Genomic DNA, 16,955 nt, shown 5'->3' with positions numbered 1-16,955 from the left:
TTGGCCGGATGATTGCGTTAAATTTGCAACAAATGTTGCCGCAAACCGTATTTTAACCATATCAGGTTGAAATTTCGCCACCTTCTCCGTCTTGGTGGGGGTGAGATTGTGCGGACGGCAGCCCCAGCCGGATCCGACGGAGGTTGACATGAATTTTTCGAAGACCGGCCTGCTGGCCGTATCGCTGGCCGCTCTCATTGCGAGCGGCTGTTCGACCTCGCGCTTTTCATCAATGGACGATCAGCAGCCGGCGCCGCTGCAGCCTGCGCCCGCCGGCCAGGTCACCGGCAACCAGCTGCCGCCGCCGGCGACGCCCGGCGCCACCGACCCGTCGCAATTCCCGACCGCGCCGGCAAACACGCAGGTCGCCTCGCTGCCGCCGGATGGATCGGCGCCGGCCGGCGCCACCGACCTGACCGCGGCCAGCGTCGCCGGCGTCTGGAACGCCAGTGTCTCCGGACAGAGCTGCAAGGTGGCGACGCCGCAGACCAAATTTGGCGCCGGCTTCCGTGCCGGGCCGCTGCACTGCCCGGCCCCCATCGACGGCATCAAGTCGTGGAACGTCGCCGGCAAGCAGCTGACGCTCTATGACGAGAATGGCGGCACGCTGGCGCGGCTCTATTCCTCGGGCGGCTCGAAATTCGACGGCCAGACTTCCAACGGCTTGCCGATTTCGCTTACAAGATAGGCAGGGTATGCTGATATTCAGGTGAGGCCGGCCTGCGAACGGCGGCTTCCTGCGCTTCCGGTGCTCACGTACTTAAGTACGCTTCGCTCCGGTTCTCGGGAGCCACCATTCTCGGCTCGGCCTGACCTGAATCTCAACACACCCTGATCTTCCTGGAGCAACCTGCTTAAACTAAGCGACGTGACCGATGCATCTGCGTGACGGCCTCCAGACCCATGCGACCGTCAGGCAGCGCTACGACCATCTGGTCGAGACCGGCGCGATCGAACGCGACCCGGCGCAGATGCGGATCGCCGCCGCGCTCGACCGGCTGACCGACGAGATTTCGGCCAAGCGGCTGGCGCACAAATCGAGTGCGCTGGGCTGGCTGTTCGCCCGCAAGCGCGAAACGCATGAGCCGGTCAAGGGCCTCTACATCCATGGCGGCGTCGGCCGCGGCAAGACCATGTTGATGGGCATGTTCTTCGAGCTGCTGCCGGTGCGGCGCAAGCGCCGGGTGCATTTCAACGACTTCATGGCCGACGTGCAGGACCGCATCCAGAAGCACCGGGCGGCGCGCAAGAACGGCGACGTCAAGGAGGACGATCCGATCCCGCCGGTGGCGCGCGCCCTGGCCGAGCAGGCCTGGGTGCTGTGCTTCGACGAGTTTTCGGTCACCGACATCGCCGATGCGATGATCCTGTCCAGGCTGTTCTCGGCGTTGTTTGCCAATGGCGTGGTGCTGGTCGCCACCTCCAATGTCGCGCCGCAGGATCTCTATCGCGACGGGCTGAACCGCCAGCTGTTCTTGCCCTTCATCGGCATTCTCGAACGGCAGACGCATGTGCTGTCGCTGGATGCCGACAAGGATTACCGCCTGGAAAAACTGGCGCGTACGCCGGTCTATGTCACTCCCGACGATGCCGCCGCCGAGCGGACGCTCGACGACGCCTGGGAAGCGATGACGCATGGCGCGCCGACGGTCGAGACGACGCTGACGGTGAAGGGCCGGCACGTTGTGGTGCCACGCGCGGCCGGCGCGGCGGCGCGGTTTTCCTTCGCCGATCTGTGCGAAAAGCCGCTCGGCGCCCGCGATTTCCTGGCCATTGCCAACCGCTTCTCGACCATCTTCATCGACCATGTGCCGGTGCTCGGCGAAGGCCGGCGCAACGAGGCCAAACGCTTCATCCTGTTAATCGACACGCTCTACGACCATCACGTGCGGCTGGTGGTGAGTGCCGCGGCACAGCCACAGCTGCTCTACACCGCCAAGCGCGGCGTCGAGGTGTTCGAATTCGAGCGGACTGCGTCGAGATTGATCGAGATGCAGAGCCGCGACTGGCTGGAAGACTGGGCGGAGCGGCACAAGGCGAAGGCGACGGCCGAAGTGCAGCAGGCGCAGGCCTAGCCCACCACGCATTCGTCATCCTAGGGCGGAGTTGGGGAAGCTTTCGGCCAGTCTCTAAAGTTCAAACACATACATCACAAACTCCTCCGCCGGCCCATGCGGCTCCTTGCGCGTATCATAGAGCGCCCGCGCCGCAACATTATCGGGCTCGGTGCCAACCCATGCTTCCCCACAGCCATGCTCGCGGCCGAGTGCGAACATGGCGTCGAGCATTTTTCGGGCGATGCCCTGGCGCTGCAAGGTGGGCGAGACGCCGACCTCGTCTATGTAGAGTTCGCTGACCTTGTCCGGGTGGCGGTGGATGACGGCGGCGCATTGGCCGACGACGACACTTTCGGCCATGGCCACGATCATGAAGTGACCCGGCATGGCGAGATAGGCGGCCAGCCTGTCAGCCTGCACCGGTTCGTCGAACACATCTTCGGCGACTTGCATCAAAACGACGTCATCGCCCGGAAACAGCCTTCTGATTTCCACAGTCATGTGCAAAATCCCCCAAGTCAGCTTACAAACTTTGACGTTTACGTAAATCCCAATGTTTCTAACCGATTGAAATTATTCACTCGAAAATAATCGTTTGAATATTTTCTCCACCAAGGCTATTGGGTGCGGCGAAAATTCGCGGTTCCCCGCAGCATTCCGGCTCTTCTTCGACGCCGTTCGGCGCCGTCACCGACAAAGGGAAAACATCCTCACATGGCACGCAACAAGATAGCGCTCATCGGCTCTGGCATGATCGGCGGCACCCTCGCACACATGATCGGCCTCAAGGATCTCGGCGACGTGGTGCTGTTCGATATCGCCGAGGGCGTCCCGCAAGGCAAGGGTCTCGATATCGCGCAGTCGTCGCCGGTTGATGGTTTCGACTCCCGGCTGACCGGCGTCAACGACTATGCCGGCATTGAGGGTGCGGATGTCTGCATCGTCACCGCCGGCGTGCCGCGCAAGCCGGGCATGAGCCGCGACGATCTGCTCGGCATCAATCTGAAGGTCATGGAGCAGGTCGGCGCAGGCCTCAAGAAGTATGCGCCAAAGGCCTTCGTTATCTGCATCACCAACCCGCTCGACGCCATGGTCTGGGCGCTGCAGAAGTTCTCGGGCCTGCCGAAGAGCCATGTCGTCGGCATGGCCGGCGTGCTCGATAGTTCGCGCTTCCGCTATTTCCTGGCCGAGGAGTTCAAGGTCTCGGTCGAGGACGTCACCGCCTTCGTGCTCGGCGGCCACGGCGATTCCATGGTGCCGATGATCCGCTATTCGACGGTATCAGGCATTCCGCTGCCCGACCTGATCAAGATGGGCTGGACCTCGAAGGAAAAGCTCGACCAGATCGTGCAGCGCACCCGCGACGGCGGCGCCGAGATCGTCGGCCTGCTCAAGACCGGCTCGGCCTTCTATGCGCCGGCCGCCTCGGCGATTTCGATGGCCGAAGCCTACCTCAAGGACAAGAAGCGCGTGCTGCCCTGTGCGGCGCACCTCTCCGGCCAGTACGGCGTCAAAGGCACCTATGTCGGCGTGCCCGTGGTGATCGGCGCCGGCGGCGTCGAGCGCATCATCGAGATCGACCTCAACAAGGCGGAGCAGAAGATGTTCGATGCGTCGGTGGCGACGGTGCAGGGCCTGACCGAGGCCTGCGTCAAGATCGCTCCGCATCTCGCCAACAAGTGACGTCTCGCCGTCATCCCGCCAAGTGACATCCTAGCTGCCAAGATCCGGAGACATTCTCGATGAACATCCATGAGTATCAGGGCAAGGCGCTGCTGAAGAGCTTTGGCGCACCGGTTGCCGAAGGCGTGCCGGTGTTCAAGGCGAGCGAGGCGGAAGCCGCGGCCAAGGCGCTGCCCGGCCCGCTCTATGTGGTGAAGAGCCAGATCCATGCCGGCGGCCGCGGCAAGGGCAAGTTCAAGGAGCTTTCGCCCGATGCCAAGGGTGGCGTGCGGCTGGCCAAGTCGGTGGCCGAAGTGGCCGCCAACGCCAAGGAGATGCTCGGCAACACGCTGGTCACCAAGCAGACCGGCCCGGCCGGCAAGCAGGTCAACCGCCTCTACATCGAGGACGGCGCCGACATTGCGCGTGAGCTTTATCTGTCGATCCTGGTCGACCGCACGGTCGGCCGCATCGCCTTCGTCGTCTCGACCGAAGGCGGCATGGACATCGAGGCGGTCGCCCATGATACGCCGGAAAAGATCATCACCGTCGCCATCGACCCGGAAAAGGGCGTCACGGCGTCCGACCTGAAGGCGCTCAACGGCGCGCTGAAGCTCGACGGCAATGCTGCCAAGGACGGCGATACGCTGTTCCCGATCCTCTACAAGGCCTTCGTCGAGAAGGACATGAGCCTGCTCGAGGTCAACCCGCTAATCGTCATGAAGGACGGGCGGCTGCGCGTGCTCGACGCCAAGGTGTCGTTCGACAACAACGCGCTGTTCCGCCACCCCGACGTGCTCGAACTGCGCGACACCACCGAAGAGGACGAGAAGGAGATCGAGGCGTCGAAATACGACCTCGCCTATGTCGCGCTCGACGGCAATATCGGCTGCATGGTCAATGGCGCAGGCCTTGCCATGGCGACGATGGACATCATCAAGCTCTACGGCGCCGAACCGGCCAACTTCCTCGATGTCGGCGGCGGCGCGTCGAAGGAGAAAGTCACGGCGGCGTTCAAGATCATCACTAAGGACCCGGCGGTCAAAGGCATATTGATCAACATTTTTGGCGGCATCATGAAGTGCGACATCATCGCCGAGGGCGTCATTGCCGCGGTCAAGGAAGTCGGGCTGCAGGTGCCGCTGGTGGTGCGCCTGGAAGGCACCAATGCCGAGCTCGGCAAGAAGATCATCAACGACAGCGGGCTCAACGTGGTTTCGGCCGATGATCTCGACGACGCAGCCAAGAAGATCGTGGCGGCGGTGAAGGGCTGAGCGGATGCCTCCGCGCAAGATAAACCTCGTCGAGGCGGCGGACGCGAAGATCAAGAAGGTCTTCGATCCGCATATCGCCGGTGACGTGAATGACAGCCAGGCGAAGGTCGCCAAGTTCGGCGAGATCTTCGACTGGCACGCGCATGAGCAAGAGGATGAAGCCTTCCTCGTGCTGCGAGGGCGCATCGCCATCGATTTTCGCGACGGTCCGGTCGAACTCGGCGAGGGCGACTTCATCGTCGTGCCGCGTGGCGTCGAGCATCGTCCGCGCTCACTCACGGCGGAGCCGTTGGTGCTGATGTTCGAGCCGGCGACGACGCTCAACACCGGCAATGCCAAGAGCGACCTTACCGTCGCCGATTTGAAGCGGCTCTGACTATGAACGCGGCCTCCTTCTCCTCGCTCTCGGCCGATCACCAGCGCCTGCAGGCGCTGGTCGGCGCGTGGCATGGCGAAGAAGAGGTGGCGGCCACACAATGGACCGATGCCGGCACGGCGACCTCACAAGTGCTGGCAGAGGCACAGTTCGGCGGCCTGTTCGTGGTGCAGCGCTATCGCCAGCGCCGCGACGGCACGATCTCGTTCGGGTCGCACAATGTGTTTGGCTTCGACCAGCAAAACGGCGTCGTCACCATGCATCAGTTCGATTCGATGGGCTTTGTCCCGGCGTCGCCGGCCACAGGCGTATGGAATGGCAGCGAACTGATGCTGGTCCGCTCGTCGCCGCGCGGATCGGCCCGGGTGACTTATGTTTTCGATACAGACGACAGCTACCGCATGCGGCTGGAGTTCCAGCCGGCCGGTAGCAATGCCTGGCAAGACATGGTGAGCGGCGTTTACCGACGCGTTTCGCCTTCCTCGATCAACGGTTTGTAAAAAGGGCCATCATGTCCATTCTCATCGACAAGAACACCAAGGTGCTGGTGCAAGGCCTGACCGGCAAGACCGGCACGTTTCACACCGAGCAGGCGCTGGCATATCACGGCACCAAAATGGTCGGCGGCATCCATCCCAAAAAGGGCGGCGAGACCTGGACCGGCTCGAAGGGCGAAAGCCTGCCGATCTTCGCCACCGTGGCCGAAGGCAAGGAAAAGACCGGCGCCAATGCCTCGGTCGTCTATGTGCCGCCGGCGGGTGCTGCCGAAGCCATCCTGGAAGCCATCGAGGCCGAGATCCCGCTGATCATCTGCATCACCGAAGGCATTCCGGTGATGGACATGATCAAGGTCAAGGCACGGCTCGATCGCTCGACCTCGCGGCTGATCGGCCCGAACTGCCCCGGCGTCTTGACCCCCAACGAATGCAAGATCGGCATCATGCCCGGCAACATCTTCCGCAAGGGTTCGGTCGGCGTTGTTTCGCGCTCGGGAACGCTTACCTATGAGGCAGTCTTCCAGACCACCAATGTCGGCCTCGGCCAGACCACCGCCGTCGGCATTGGCGGCGACCCGGTCAAGGGCACGGAGTTCATCGACATGCTTGAGATGTTCCTCGCCGATGACGAGACCAAGTCGATCATCATGATCGGAGAGATCGGCGGCTCGGCCGAGGAAGACGCGGCGCAGTTCCTCAAGGACGAGGCCAAGCGCGGCCGCAAGAAGCCGATGGCCGGCTTCATCGCCGGACGCACGGCGCCGGCGGGACGCACGATGGGCCATGCCGGCGCGGTCATCTCCGGCGGCAAGGGCGGCGCCGAGGACAAGATCGCGGCGATGGAATCGGCCGGGATAAAAGTTTCGCCCTCGCCAGCGCGGTTGGGCACGACGTTGGTCGAGGCGATCAAGGGTTAAGTGAGTAGTGAGTAGGGAATAGCGAATAGGGAAGAACAGAGTAACGGCGCGACCCAGGGAAATCCCTACTCGCTATTCGCTACTCACTATTCGCTCTGACAAGGAGACGGAGCGCGGCTCCGCTAAGTGACATGGCAAGACAAGATCAGGCCAACGACCAATTTTCGCTTACCTCTTTCCTCTATGGCGGCAATGCCGACTATATCGAGGCGCTGCACGCGGCCTATGAGGACGATCCGGAATCGGTCAATCCCGAATGGCAGGACTTCTTCGCGGCGCTGAAGGACGACGCCGGCGATGTGCGCAAGAACGCCAAGGGCGCCTCATGGGCCAGGCCCTCCTGGCCGCTGCAGGCCAATGGCGAACTGGTGTCGGCGCTCGACGGCAATTGGGGCGTCGTCGAGAAGCACCTGGAAAAGAAGGTCAAGGACAAGGCGGTCACCAACGGCATCGTGCTTTCCGACGCCGACGTGCACCAGGCGACGCGCGATTCGGTGCGCGCCATCATGATGATCCGCGCCTACCGCATGCGCGGCCATTTGCACGCCAATCTCGACCCGCTCGGCATCGCCAAGCTCGAGGACTACAACGAGCTGTCGCCGGAGAATTACGGCTTTACATCAGCCGACTACGACCGGCCGATCTTCCTCGACAATGTGCTCGGGCTCGAATTCGGCACCATCCGGCAGATGCTCGACATCCTGACCCGCACCTATTGCTCGACGCTGGGCGTCGAGTTCATGCACATTTCCGATCCGGTCGAGAAGGCCTGGATCCAGGGCCGCATCGAGGGTGTCGACAAGGAGATCTCCTTCACCGCCACCGGCAAGAAGGCGATCCTGCAGAAGCTGGTCGAGGCCGAAGGGTTCGAGCAGTTCATCGACGTCAAGTACAAGGGCACCAAGCGCTTCGGCCTCGATGGCAGTGAGGCGCTGATCCCGGCGCTCGAGCAGATCATCAAGCGTGGCGGCCAACTCGGCATGAAGGAGATCGTGCTCGGCATGGCGCATCGCGGCCGGCTGAACGTGCTCTCCCAGGTGATGGCCAAGCCGCACCGCGCCATCTTCCACGAGTTCAAGGGCGGTTCGGCTGCCCCCGACGAGGTCGAAGGTTCGGGCGACGTCAAGTACCATCTAGGCGCCTCGTCGGACCGCGAGTTCGACGGCAACAAGGTGCACCTGTCGCTGACCGCCAATCCCTCGCATCTGGAAATCGTCGATCCGGTGGTGATGGGCAAGGCGCGCGCCAAACAGGACTATCTGTTCGGCCGCAGCCGCGAGGAAATCGTGCCGCTGGAAGAGCGCGCCAAGGTGCTGCCGCTGCTCTTGCATGGCGACGCCGCCTTTGCCGGCCAGGGCGTGATTGCCGAGATCCTCGGCCTGTCGGGCCTGCGCGGTCATCGCGTTGCCGGCACGCTGCATGTCATCATCAACAACCAGATCGGCTTCACCACCAATCCGCGCTTCTCGCGCTCGTCGCCCTATCCGTCCGACGTCGCCAAGATGATCGAGGCGCCGATCTTCCACGTCAATGGCGACGATCCGGAAGCCGTGGTCCACGCCACCAAGGTGGCGATCGAATTCCGCATGAAGTTCCACAAGCCTGTTGTGGTCGACATGTTCTGCTACCGCCGCTTCGGTCACAATGAGGGCGACGAGCCGGCCTTCACCCAGCCGATCATGTATCGCAACATCCGCAGCCACAAGACGACGGTGCAGATCTATGCCGAACGGCTGATCGCCGAGGGACACCTGACCCAGGCCGAGTTCGACAAGCTCAAGGCCGACTGGCGCCTGCATCTCGAGCAGGAATGGGAAGTCGGCCAGCACTACAAGCCGAACAAAGCCGACTGGCTGGACGGCGCCTGGTCGGGCCTGCGTACGGCCGACAACCAGGACGAACAAAGGCGCGGCAAGACCGCGGTGCCGGTCAAGACGCTGAAGGAAATCGGCAAGAAGCTGACCGAAGTGCCGAAGGAGTTCGAGGCGCACAAGACGATCATCCGCTTCCTCGAGAACCGCCGCCAGGCGATCGATTCGGGCGAAGGCATCGACTGGTCGACGGCCGAGGCGCTGGCCTTCGGCGCCATCCTGCTCGACGGCAATCCGATCCGGCTGTCCGGCCAGGATTCCGAGCGCGGCACGTTTTCGCAGCGCCATTCCGTGCTCTACGACCAGCGCGACGAGACCCGCTATATCCCGCTCAACAATCTGTCGGCGGCGCAGGCCGGCTACGAAGTCATCAACTCGATGCTTTCGGAAGAGGCGGTGCTCGGCTTCGAATATGGCTACAGCCTGGCCGAGCCGAAGGCGCTGACGTTGTGGGAAGCGCAGTTCGGCGACTTCGCCAATGGCGCCCAGGTGGTGTTCGACCAGTTCATCTCGTCCGGCGAGCGCAAGTGGCTCAGAATGTCGGGTCTCGTCTGCCTGTTGCCGCATGGCTATGAAGGCCAGGGTCCGGAGCATTCGTCGGCCCGTCTCGAGCGCTTCCTGCAGCTTTGCGCCGAAGACAACATGCAGGTGGCCAATGTCACCACGCCGGCTAACTACTTCCACATCTTGCGCCGGCAGTTGAAGCGCGACTTCCGCAAGCCGCTGATCCTGATGACGCCAAAATCACTGCTGCGCCACAAGCGGGCGGTGTCGACGCTGCCGGAAATTTCGGGCGAAAGCGCCTTCCACCGGCTGCTGTGGGACGACGCCCAACTACTGTCCGGCCAGGCGATCAAGCTGGTCAAGGATTCGAAGATCCGCCGTGTCGTGCTGTGTTCGGGCAAGGTCTATTACGACCTCTACGAGGAGCGCGAGAAGCGCGGCATCAACGACATCTATTTGCTGCGCGTCGAACAGCTCTATCCGTTCCCGGCCAAGGCGCTGATCACCGAACTGTCACGCTTCCGCAACGCGGAGATGGTGTGGTGCCAGGAGGAGCCCAAGAACATGGGCGCCTGGTCGTTCATCGATCCGTATCTCGAATGGGTGCTGGCGCATATCGACGCCAAGCATCAGCGGGTGCGCTACACCGGCCGGCCGGCGGCGGCGTCGCCGGCGACCGGATTGATGTCGAAGCATCTCGCCCAGCTCGCTGCCTTGCTCGAAGACGCGCTCGGCGAATAGAACAGAATTGGGCGAATAAAACAGAACCGAAAGAAACGGACAGGCACAATGGCTACCGAAATCCGCGTTCCCACTCTCGGCGAATCCGTCACCGAGGCGACCATCGGCAAATGGTTCAAGAAGGTGGGTGACGCCATTGCCGCCGACGAGCCGCTGGTCGAGCTCGAAACCGACAAGGTGACGGTGGAAGTGCCGGCCGCCGCCGCGGGAATGCTGAGCGAGATCGCCGCCAAGGAAGGCGACACGGTTGGCGTGGGCGCGCTGTTGGGCATGATCGCGGCCGGCGGCGACGCCGCTGCCCCGGCGACCAAGCCGCAAGCCGTATCGCAGGCCTCGTCACCGAACGCCGCCTCCACGGTCAAGCAGGCGGCGGCCGAAACCGCCAAGATCGCCGGCGATGCCGGCGCCATCGAGGCGCGCTCCATGCCGCCGGCGCCGGCGGCGGCGAAACTGATCGCCGAGAACAATCTGTCGGTCGACCAGCTCTCCGGCTCCGGCAAGCGCGGCCAGGTGCTGAAGGGCGATGTGCTGGACGCGATTTCCAAGGGCGCGCCGTCGCAACCGGCGGAGACGCCGAAGGCGGCGCCCGCACCAGCGCCGGTCGTTGCCCGTGCGCCGACCTCTGCCGACGATGCCTCGCGCGAAGAGCGCGTGCGGATGACCAAATTGCGCCAGACCATCGCGCGCCGGCTCAAGGAAGCGCAGTCGACCGCCGCCATGCTGACCACCTTCAACGAGGTCGACATGTCAGCGGTGATGGCGCTGCGGACCAAGTACAAGGATGTGTTCGAGAAAAAGCACGGCGTGAAGCTTGGCTTCATGGGCTTCTTCACCAAGGCGGTGACGCACGCGCTGAAGGAAATCCCGGCCGTCAATGCCGAGATCGACGGCACCGACATCATCTACAAGAACTATGCCCATGTCGGCGTCGCCGTCGGCACCGAAAAGGGCCTCGTCGTGCCGGTGGTGCGCAATGCCGACCAGATGTCGATCGCCGAGATCGAGAAGGATATCGGCCGGCTGGGCATCGCCGCGCGCGACGGCAAGCTGTCGGTGGCGGATATGCAAGGCGGCACGTTTACGATTTCCAACGGTGGCGTTTACGGGTCGCTGATGTCGACGCCGATCCTCAACGCGCCGCAGTCGGGCATTCTCGGCATGCACAAGATCCAGGACCGGCCGGTGGTGGTCGGCGGCCAGATCGTTATCCGGCCGATGATGTACTTGGCGCTCTCCTACGATCACCGCATCGTCGACGGCAAGGAAGCGGTGACCTTCTTGGTGCGGGTCAAGGAAAGCCTGGAGGATCCGGAGCGGCTGGTGCTCGATCTGTAATGCGCTGCCCGGGCTGAGCCGAAGAAGGACTGCGCCGCCGCATGACGACCCGTTCCTTTCGCCTGTTCAGAAGTTTGTCGATCGCATCGGTCGCGGTCGGCATGGCGCTGGTCGCGGCGAATGCCCATGCCGCCTGCCCGCTGGCGCTCGCCGTCTATGGCGATGCCGAGAGCGAGGCCGGTATTGATTTCCGGCCGACGACGGATTCGGCAACCGTCACCAACAGCTTCAGGATGATGCTCGACAAGGATGTCGTCCTCGACGGCATCGTCATGTGGACGGATGGCGTGGCGCGGCCGCATGGCTCGCTGATGTACAAATGCCCGACCGGCGACGTCACCGGCGACGAGCTTGCCGCCTGCACGGTGTGGGAGGGCGTCGTCTACAGCGCCGATGACAAGGGCAACATCGCCTTGCTGCCGGCCGAAAAAGTGGATGCGCCGAGGAGCCTGATCTTTCCAGACCTCGGAGCGTCGCTGCAGATGTCGGCGGCCTATGGCGAGAACGGATTTTCGAAAGTGCCGTGGGATGTTTTTCTGCTGAAGGGTTGCCAGGAATGAGCGCGGCGAAAAAAGTGCTGCTGGTCACCGGCGGCAGCCGCGGCATCGGCGCGGCCATCTGCCGGCTCGGGGCCGCGGCCGGCTACCGCGTCGCGGTCAACTATGCGTCGAACCAGGCCGCCGCCGACGCGCTGGTCGCTGAAATAAAGGCCGCATGCGGCGAGGCTTTTGCCGTCAAGGGCGATGTCGGCGTCGAGGCCGATATCGTCGCCATGTTCGAAGCGGTGGACCGCGCCTTCGGCCGGGTCGACGCGCTCGTCAACAATGCCGGCATCGTCGACGTCAAGGCGCGCATCGACGAGATGAGTGCGGCAAGGCTGGAGCGAATGATGCGCATCAACGTCATCGGCTCCTTTCTCTGCGCGCGCGAGGCGGTGAAACGCATGTCGACCCGTCATGGCGGCAAGGGCGGCGCCATCGTCAACCTCTCCTCGGTTGCTGCAATTCATGGCGCGGCGGGCGAATATGTCGACTATGCCGCGTCCAAGGGCGCGATCGACACCATGACCATCGGGCTGGCGCGCGAGGTTGCGACCGAAGGCGTGCGCGTCAATGCGGTCAGCCCCGGTATCACCGACACCGAGATCCATGCTTCAGGCGGCCAGCCGGACCGTGTGGCGCGGATGCGGGATGTGCTGCCGATGAAAAGGGCCGGCACGGCGGATGAAGTTGCGCATGCGGTCCTCTATCTTCTATCCGACCAGGCGTCCTATACGACGGGCGCTATTTTGAATGTGAGCGGCGGCCGCTGAGCCATAAATCAAAGGGATCGAGCATGATGCTCTCCGAAAACCGCGTCACACTTTTCGGCATCATGCTCTAGGCAAGAAGGACATCATCATGGCTTATGACGTCGTTATCATCGGATCGGGGCCGGGCGGCTATGTCTGCGCCATCAAGGCGGCACAGCTCGGGCTGAAGACGGCAGTGGTCGAGAAGAATGCGACCTTCGGCGGCACATGCCTCAACATAGGCTGCATCCCGTCCAAGGCGCTGCTGCATGCCTCCGAGATGTTCGCCGAGGCCAGCCATTCCTTCGACACGCTCGGCGTCGAGGTGACGCCGAAGCTCAATCTGAAGAAGATGATGGCGCACAAGGATGCGACGGTAACGTCCAACGTCAACGGCGTCGCCTTCCTGTTCAAGAAGAACAAGATCGACAGTTTTCGCGGCACCGGCAAGGTGCTCGCGGCCGGCAAGGTGTCGGTCACCTCGGAGGACGGCAAGGTCGAGGAGATCGAGACCAAAAACATCGTCATCGCCACCGGCTCCGACGTCGCCGGCATTCCGGGTGTCAAGGTCGATATCGACGAGAAGGTGATCGTGTCCTCGACCGGCGCGCTGTCGCTGGACAAAGTGCCGGGCCATCTGGTGGTGGTCGGCGGCGGCGTCATCGGGCTGGAGCTCGGCTCGGTGTGGGCGCGGCTTGGCGCCAAGGTCACCGTGGTCGAGTTTCTCGACACCATCCTCGGCGGCATGGATGGCGAAGTCTCCAAACAGTTCCAGCGCCTGCTCTCCAAGCAAGGTTTCGAGTTCAAGCTCGGCGCCAAGGTCACCGGCGTCGCCAAGGCCAAGAAGGGCGCGACCGTCACCTTCGAGCCTGTCAAAGGCGGAGCGGCGGAGACGATCGAGGCCGACGCGGTGCTGATCGCTACGGGACGCCGCGCCTTTTCTGACAGCCTTGGGCTGAAGGAGGCCGGCGTCGAAGTCGACGAGCGCGGCCGGGTCAAGACCGACGGCCATCTCAGGACCAATGTGCCGGGCATCTACGCCATCGGCGACGTCATCGCCGGGCCGATGCTGGCCCACAAGGCCGAGGATGAGGGCGTGGCGGTGGCGGAGACCATTGCCGGCCAGGCCGGCCATGTGAACTACGACGTGATCCCAAGCGTCGTCTACACCAGCCCGGAGATCGCCTCAGTCGGTAAGACCGAGGAGGAATTGAAGAAGGCCGGCGTCGACTTCAAGGTCGGCAAATTCCCATTCACCGCCAATGGCCGGGCGCGCGCCATGCTGCACACGGATGGCTTCGTCAAGATCCTCGCCGACAAGGCGAGCGACCGCGTGCTCGGTGTCCACATCGTCGGCTTCGGCGCCGGCGAGATGATCCACGAGGCGGCGGTGCTGATGGAGTTCGGCGGCTCGTCGGAAGATCTAGCCCGCACCTGCCACGCGCATCCCACGATGTCGGAAGCGGTGAAGGAAGCGGCGCTGGCCACGTTCTTCAAGCCGATCCACATTTAAGGCCTTTCATAAACTCTACTCCCGGCGGCCATCTGGCGCGGTTTTCTCCGCTTCCGGTGCTCACGGACCCAAATGTCCGCTGCGCTCGTCGCCTGCGGCGACCCCTAAAACCACACCAGCTGACTCACCGGAGCGAGTTTCTGGAAAGGCCTTTCAGGCGCTAGTCTAAAACAAAACGGCCCGCTTTGCAGCGGGCCGTTCTCGTTTGCAATCAGGGGCCTGATCAGTTGGCCGGTGCGGGCGCAGGTGCCGGTGCAGGTGCGGGCGCAGGAGCCGGCGCTGGCTCAGGAGCCGGTGCGGGCGCTGGGGCTGGTGCGGGAGCAGGCGCCGGTTCGGCGGGCTTCATCGGCTCGGCGGGCGCAGGTGCTGGCGCCGGTGTGCTGGCTGCCGGCGGTTCAGCTGGCGCCGGATGTTCGCCACTTCTGCCGAAAACATAGTAAGCGACAATCGCCAGGATAATGACAACCAGGGCAATCAGCCATGCGCTGCCGCCACCCGACTTGGGAGCGTCGTTTGGATTCGCCATAAAAAGTCCTCCTCCGTGGATGAAAGATATCAATCAATAGCCATCAACGCGCAATCGTTGAATGGGTTTCACGCTAGGGTTGGAAAACGCCAAAAACACGGCAATCCGCCCCCCTCTCTGCCATGCGACTCAGTTGACAACGCTTACAGTATAGCCGGCTTTGTGGAAATCCTCGACTGGGGCCTATTCCATCCCGATTCACCGCGATGGGGCTTTTTTGAGCATAATCTTTTCCGAAAACCGGTACCCACTTCTTGCTAACGCGGACCTTCGGTTCGGGATCAGGCTCCAGGCCTTCAGATCCTAGAGATGGCTGGCGACGTTTCGCCACGCAGCGCGGCGCGACCGCCGCTGCTATTCTACTTTTAGAGGATGGCCGCGATGAAGCCGCTTTCACAGATTTTCCCCAATCCCCAGGACGTTCTTTCCGGCGCGCAATTCGCCGACCGCTACGTGCTGGTCGCAAACGGCCTGTCGTTGAGCGCAATTGCCGCAACCGAACGCGTCATGGGGCGAACACCGCGATGGGTGGGCACGCTGTTGGCGCTGCGCAATCTCGCCGTCCGGCCATTTCGCCTGAAGACAGGCGCGGATGCCGCGTCGGCGCCCGAAGACAAGGTCGGGATATTTCCGCTCATCAGCCGGTCCCCAGGCAAGGTCGTCCTCGGTCTCGACGACCGGCATCTCGACTTTCGCGTTCTGGTCGAGGTCAGGGAGCTTGGCGGCGGCCGCCAGGAAGTCGCCGCGTCGACGATCGTCAAGACACACAATCTGTTCGGCCGGGTGTATCTCGCGATCGTCAAACCCTTTCACCGGATTATCGTGCCGGCGATGCTGGCTCAGGTCCTGGCCAAGTAAGCGTCGGACCCAACAACGGGAACCTAAAGGCCGGCCGGCGTAACCGTGTATCCGGCCTTGCGGAAATCCTCGATCAGGCCTTCAGGACCGGGAAGATGCAGGGCGCCGACCGCCATGAAGGCGTTGCCCTTGGCAAGGATCGGCCCGGCGTGATCGACCATCACCTTGTTGCGGCTGGTGATCATGGTTTCCTCAAACGCGGCGTAGCCGGCCTGGTCATCGTCGCCGCCGGGAATCACGGCGCGAAACATCGGCCAGAACATGCCGGTCTCGCCGCGCTGGTAGAGCACGATCATGGTCTCGTTGACGTCATTGACCTTGTCGCCGAGCTTCAGCGTGTCGACGAGCCCCTTCATGTGAAAGGCGAGCGGCAGTGAGGCCATGGCCCGCAGCTGGCTGACAGCCGTCTCCAGCCCTTCGACCGACTTGCCTGAGGCCTTGGCACCTTCCGCCAGCTTGACGTCGAGCACCGGTGCCCCGCCCGACTGGCGGGCGAGTTCGCAGGCCGGCAGTGCCAGCATCGCCGACAGCAGCCAGGGCTTCATCTTGGCCACCGTCAGCGGCGGAATACCGCGCGCGTCGAGCGCGCTGTTCATTGCCGCCGCATCGTCCGGCGACAGCAGCGACGACAGCGTCGTGTTGTCGGTGAACATCATCAGGCCCGGCTCTTCGAGCATCGCCGCCATCATCTTTTGCTTGTCGAGCACGTCGGTGGTTTCGATGATGATGGTACCGGCCGCGTCATAAGCCGTTTGCGCTGCGGGCGGCAGCACGGTCACGCGCGGATCGGTCATATGCATGGTGCCGAACAGCCAGGACGGCTTTTCGCCCGGCTTTTCCAGCTTCCACAACAGGCCCTTGCCGTTCGGCGTCGCGGCGGCTTCCGCCTCGACCTTTTGGTAGGCTGCGGGATCGCTTTTCTGCAAGGCGGACAGCATGTCGGCGCCGCTGCAGGTCGGGATTTCGGCATGCGCCTTGCCGGCAGCGATGAGGGCGATGATGAGGAAAGACAGGAAAAACAGGAAATTGAGCGCGACAAGCAGCTTCAGCGACACAAGTGCCGCCCGGTCGGCGATGGCGATGACGCGTTTCATGACCCGGTTCTAGGGACAAAAAGCGGCAAAACGGTTAACCGGGGCCATGAAATTGTCTTCGACCGGCTCTGGGCGCAGAGACTATGAGAGGTGATCTGACGTGGCGCGCACGTTGGTGGTTAGCTGAAAAGCACCCACGCCGTCGTCATCCACGGGCGGAGCGGAAGCGAAGCGACGTCGCGAAGACCCGAGGATCCTGTGTGTTGGTTCGGGTGTATGGTTGAAGTGGGAAGGAGGCCGAGAGGATCCTGGTCATCCCTTTCGGGATAGTCCGCGGCATGGCTCGGTCCCTTCCCACCACTGAACCATCAACCTGAACAGTTGCACGGGGCTGTTAGCAGCAGACCCCGCACCACAGGAAGAGGCCTGGACATGATAGTGCAGAACTATGTCGGCTGCGACATCTCCAAGCAGCGGCTCGACTTTTTTGATGAGGCAA

Annotated in this window: 15 protein-coding genes; 13 read left to right on the top strand and 2 right to left on the bottom strand. The window is 63.0% G+C overall.

All coding sequences use genetic code 11. The features are described 5' to 3' along the window. Positions 1 to 148: 148 nt before the first annotated feature. Together AC1D0N_RS28235 and zapE are read left to right on the top strand one after the other, a co-directional pair. On the top strand, positions 149 to 688 hold the full coding sequence (locus AC1D0N_RS28235) for a protease inhibitor Inh/omp19 family protein (RefSeq protein WP_477249495.1): 540 nt from the start codon (positions 149 to 151) through the stop codon (positions 686 to 688). Between the two features lie 187 nt (positions 689 to 875). Then, on the top strand, positions 876 to 2,075 hold the full coding sequence (zapE, locus tag AC1D0N_RS28230; RefSeq protein WP_477249493.1) for a cell division protein ZapE: 1,200 nt from the start codon (positions 876 to 878) through the stop codon (positions 2,073 to 2,075). A gap of 54 nt (positions 2,076 to 2,129) precedes the next feature. On the opposite strand, the gene AC1D0N_RS28225 is transcribed toward zapE, so the two are convergent. Further along, positions 2,130 to 2,558 (bottom strand): GNAT family N-acetyltransferase, encoded by a 429-nt coding sequence (locus tag AC1D0N_RS28225; RefSeq protein ID WP_477249492.1) that lies wholly within the window; start codon positions 2,556 to 2,558, stop codon positions 2,130 to 2,132. Positions 2,559 to 2,771: 213 nt separating this feature from the next. Here AC1D0N_RS28225 and mdh point away from each other — a divergent pair, with 213 nt between their 5' ends. The 11 genes from mdh to AC1D0N_RS28170 all read left to right on the top strand — a co-directional run bounded on the left by mdh (position 2,772) and on the right by AC1D0N_RS28170 (position 15,422). Then, the gene (gene mdh, locus AC1D0N_RS28220) at positions 2,772 to 3,740 is read left to right on the top strand and encodes a malate dehydrogenase (RefSeq protein WP_477249490.1); all 969 of its coding nucleotides are present in this window, start codon (positions 2,772 to 2,774) and stop codon (positions 3,738 to 3,740) included. Positions 3,741 to 3,799: 59 nt separating this feature from the next. After that, positions 3,800 to 4,993 (top strand): ADP-forming succinate--CoA ligase subunit beta, encoded by a 1,194-nt coding sequence (gene sucC, locus AC1D0N_RS28215; protein WP_477249489.1) that lies wholly within the window; start codon positions 3,800 to 3,802, stop codon positions 4,991 to 4,993. Between the two features lie 4 nt (positions 4,994 to 4,997). Continuing rightward, positions 4,998 to 5,369 carry a cupin domain-containing protein gene (locus AC1D0N_RS28210; protein ID WP_477249488.1) on the top strand — a complete coding sequence of 124 codons (372 nt, stop codon included), beginning with the start codon at positions 4,998 to 5,000 and terminating at the stop codon, positions 5,367 to 5,369. A 2-nt stretch (positions 5,370 to 5,371) separates the two neighbouring features. Next, positions 5,372 to 5,869, top strand: coding sequence for a DUF1579 family protein (locus tag AC1D0N_RS28205; RefSeq protein WP_477249486.1), 498 nt, complete (start codon positions 5,372 to 5,374; stop codon positions 5,867 to 5,869). Positions 5,870 to 5,880: 11 nt separating this feature from the next. Continuing rightward, positions 5,881 to 6,783: a succinate--CoA ligase subunit alpha gene (gene sucD / locus AC1D0N_RS28200; protein WP_477249484.1), complete on the top strand. Its 903-nt coding sequence runs from the start codon at positions 5,881 to 5,883 to the stop codon at positions 6,781 to 6,783. 131 nt (positions 6,784 to 6,914) lie between these two features. Then, positions 6,915 to 9,899 carry a 2-oxoglutarate dehydrogenase E1 component gene (locus tag AC1D0N_RS28195; protein ID WP_477249482.1) on the top strand — a complete coding sequence of 995 codons (2,985 nt, stop codon included), beginning with the start codon at positions 6,915 to 6,917 and terminating at the stop codon, positions 9,897 to 9,899. A 48-nt stretch (positions 9,900 to 9,947) separates the two neighbouring features. Next, a complete protein-coding gene (gene odhB, locus AC1D0N_RS28190) occupies positions 9,948 to 11,234 on the top strand; it encodes a 2-oxoglutarate dehydrogenase complex dihydrolipoyllysine-residue succinyltransferase (RefSeq protein ID WP_477249480.1) in 1,287 nt (428 codons plus the stop codon). 41 nt (positions 11,235 to 11,275) lie between these two features. After that, the gene (locus AC1D0N_RS28185; RefSeq protein WP_477249478.1) at positions 11,276 to 11,794 is read left to right on the top strand and encodes a hypothetical protein; all 519 of its coding nucleotides are present in this window, start codon (positions 11,276 to 11,278) and stop codon (positions 11,792 to 11,794) included. Beyond that, positions 11,791 to 12,546, top strand: coding sequence for an SDR family oxidoreductase (locus AC1D0N_RS28180; protein ID WP_477249476.1), 756 nt, complete (start codon positions 11,791 to 11,793; stop codon positions 12,544 to 12,546). Before AC1D0N_RS28185 ends, AC1D0N_RS28180 begins: the two co-directional genes overlap by 4 nt. A gap of 88 nt (positions 12,547 to 12,634) precedes the next feature. Continuing rightward, on the top strand, positions 12,635 to 14,038 hold the full coding sequence (gene lpdA / locus AC1D0N_RS28175; protein WP_477249475.1) for a dihydrolipoyl dehydrogenase: 1,404 nt from the start codon (positions 12,635 to 12,637) through the stop codon (positions 14,036 to 14,038). A gap of 907 nt (positions 14,039 to 14,945) precedes the next feature. Next, the gene (locus tag AC1D0N_RS28170; RefSeq protein ID WP_477249472.1) at positions 14,946 to 15,422 is read left to right on the top strand and encodes a DUF2867 domain-containing protein; all 477 of its coding nucleotides are present in this window, start codon (positions 14,946 to 14,948) and stop codon (positions 15,420 to 15,422) included. A 23-nt stretch (positions 15,423 to 15,445) separates the two neighbouring features. Here AC1D0N_RS28170 and AC1D0N_RS28165 read toward each other — a convergent pair whose 3' ends face one another. Beyond that, positions 15,446 to 16,516 (bottom strand): TraB/GumN family protein, encoded by a 1,071-nt coding sequence (locus AC1D0N_RS28165; protein ID WP_477249470.1) that lies wholly within the window; start codon positions 16,514 to 16,516, stop codon positions 15,446 to 15,448. Between the last annotated feature and the right edge of the window lie 439 nt (positions 16,517 to 16,955).

The organism is Mesorhizobium sp. P2_E10, assembly GCF_056404235.1.
Note: the sequence above shows the minus strand (reverse complement) of the source record. Positions and strands in the feature narration are given on the sequence as shown.

Coding starts and splice junctions, on each gene's coding strand:
- AC1D0N_RS28235 (WP_477249495.1), top strand. CDS start 149: ATGAATTTTTCGAAGACCGGCCTGCTGGCCGTATCGCTGGCCGCTCTC.
- zapE (WP_477249493.1), top strand. CDS start 876: ATGCATCTGCGTGACGGCCTCCAGACCCATGCGACCGTCAGGCAGCGC.
- AC1D0N_RS28225 (WP_477249492.1), bottom strand. CDS start 2,558: ATGACTGTGGAAATCAGAAGGCTGTTTCCGGGCGATGACGTCGTTTTG.
- mdh (WP_477249490.1), top strand. CDS start 2,772: ATGGCACGCAACAAGATAGCGCTCATCGGCTCTGGCATGATCGGCGGC.
- sucC (WP_477249489.1), top strand. CDS start 3,800: ATGAACATCCATGAGTATCAGGGCAAGGCGCTGCTGAAGAGCTTTGGC.
- AC1D0N_RS28210 (WP_477249488.1), top strand. CDS start 4,998: ATGCCTCCGCGCAAGATAAACCTCGTCGAGGCGGCGGACGCGAAGATC.
- AC1D0N_RS28205 (WP_477249486.1), top strand. CDS start 5,372: ATGAACGCGGCCTCCTTCTCCTCGCTCTCGGCCGATCACCAGCGCCTG.
- sucD (WP_477249484.1), top strand. CDS start 5,881: ATGTCCATTCTCATCGACAAGAACACCAAGGTGCTGGTGCAAGGCCTG.
- AC1D0N_RS28195 (WP_477249482.1), top strand. CDS start 6,915: ATGGCAAGACAAGATCAGGCCAACGACCAATTTTCGCTTACCTCTTTC.
- odhB (WP_477249480.1), top strand. CDS start 9,948: ATGGCTACCGAAATCCGCGTTCCCACTCTCGGCGAATCCGTCACCGAG.
- AC1D0N_RS28185 (WP_477249478.1), top strand. CDS start 11,276: ATGACGACCCGTTCCTTTCGCCTGTTCAGAAGTTTGTCGATCGCATCG.
- AC1D0N_RS28180 (WP_477249476.1), top strand. CDS start 11,791: ATGAGCGCGGCGAAAAAAGTGCTGCTGGTCACCGGCGGCAGCCGCGGC.
- lpdA (WP_477249475.1), top strand. CDS start 12,635: ATGGCTTATGACGTCGTTATCATCGGATCGGGGCCGGGCGGCTATGTC.
- AC1D0N_RS28170 (WP_477249472.1), top strand. CDS start 14,946: ATGAAGCCGCTTTCACAGATTTTCCCCAATCCCCAGGACGTTCTTTCC.
- AC1D0N_RS28165 (WP_477249470.1), bottom strand. CDS start 16,516: ATGAAACGCGTCATCGCCATCGCCGACCGGGCGGCACTTGTGTCGCTG.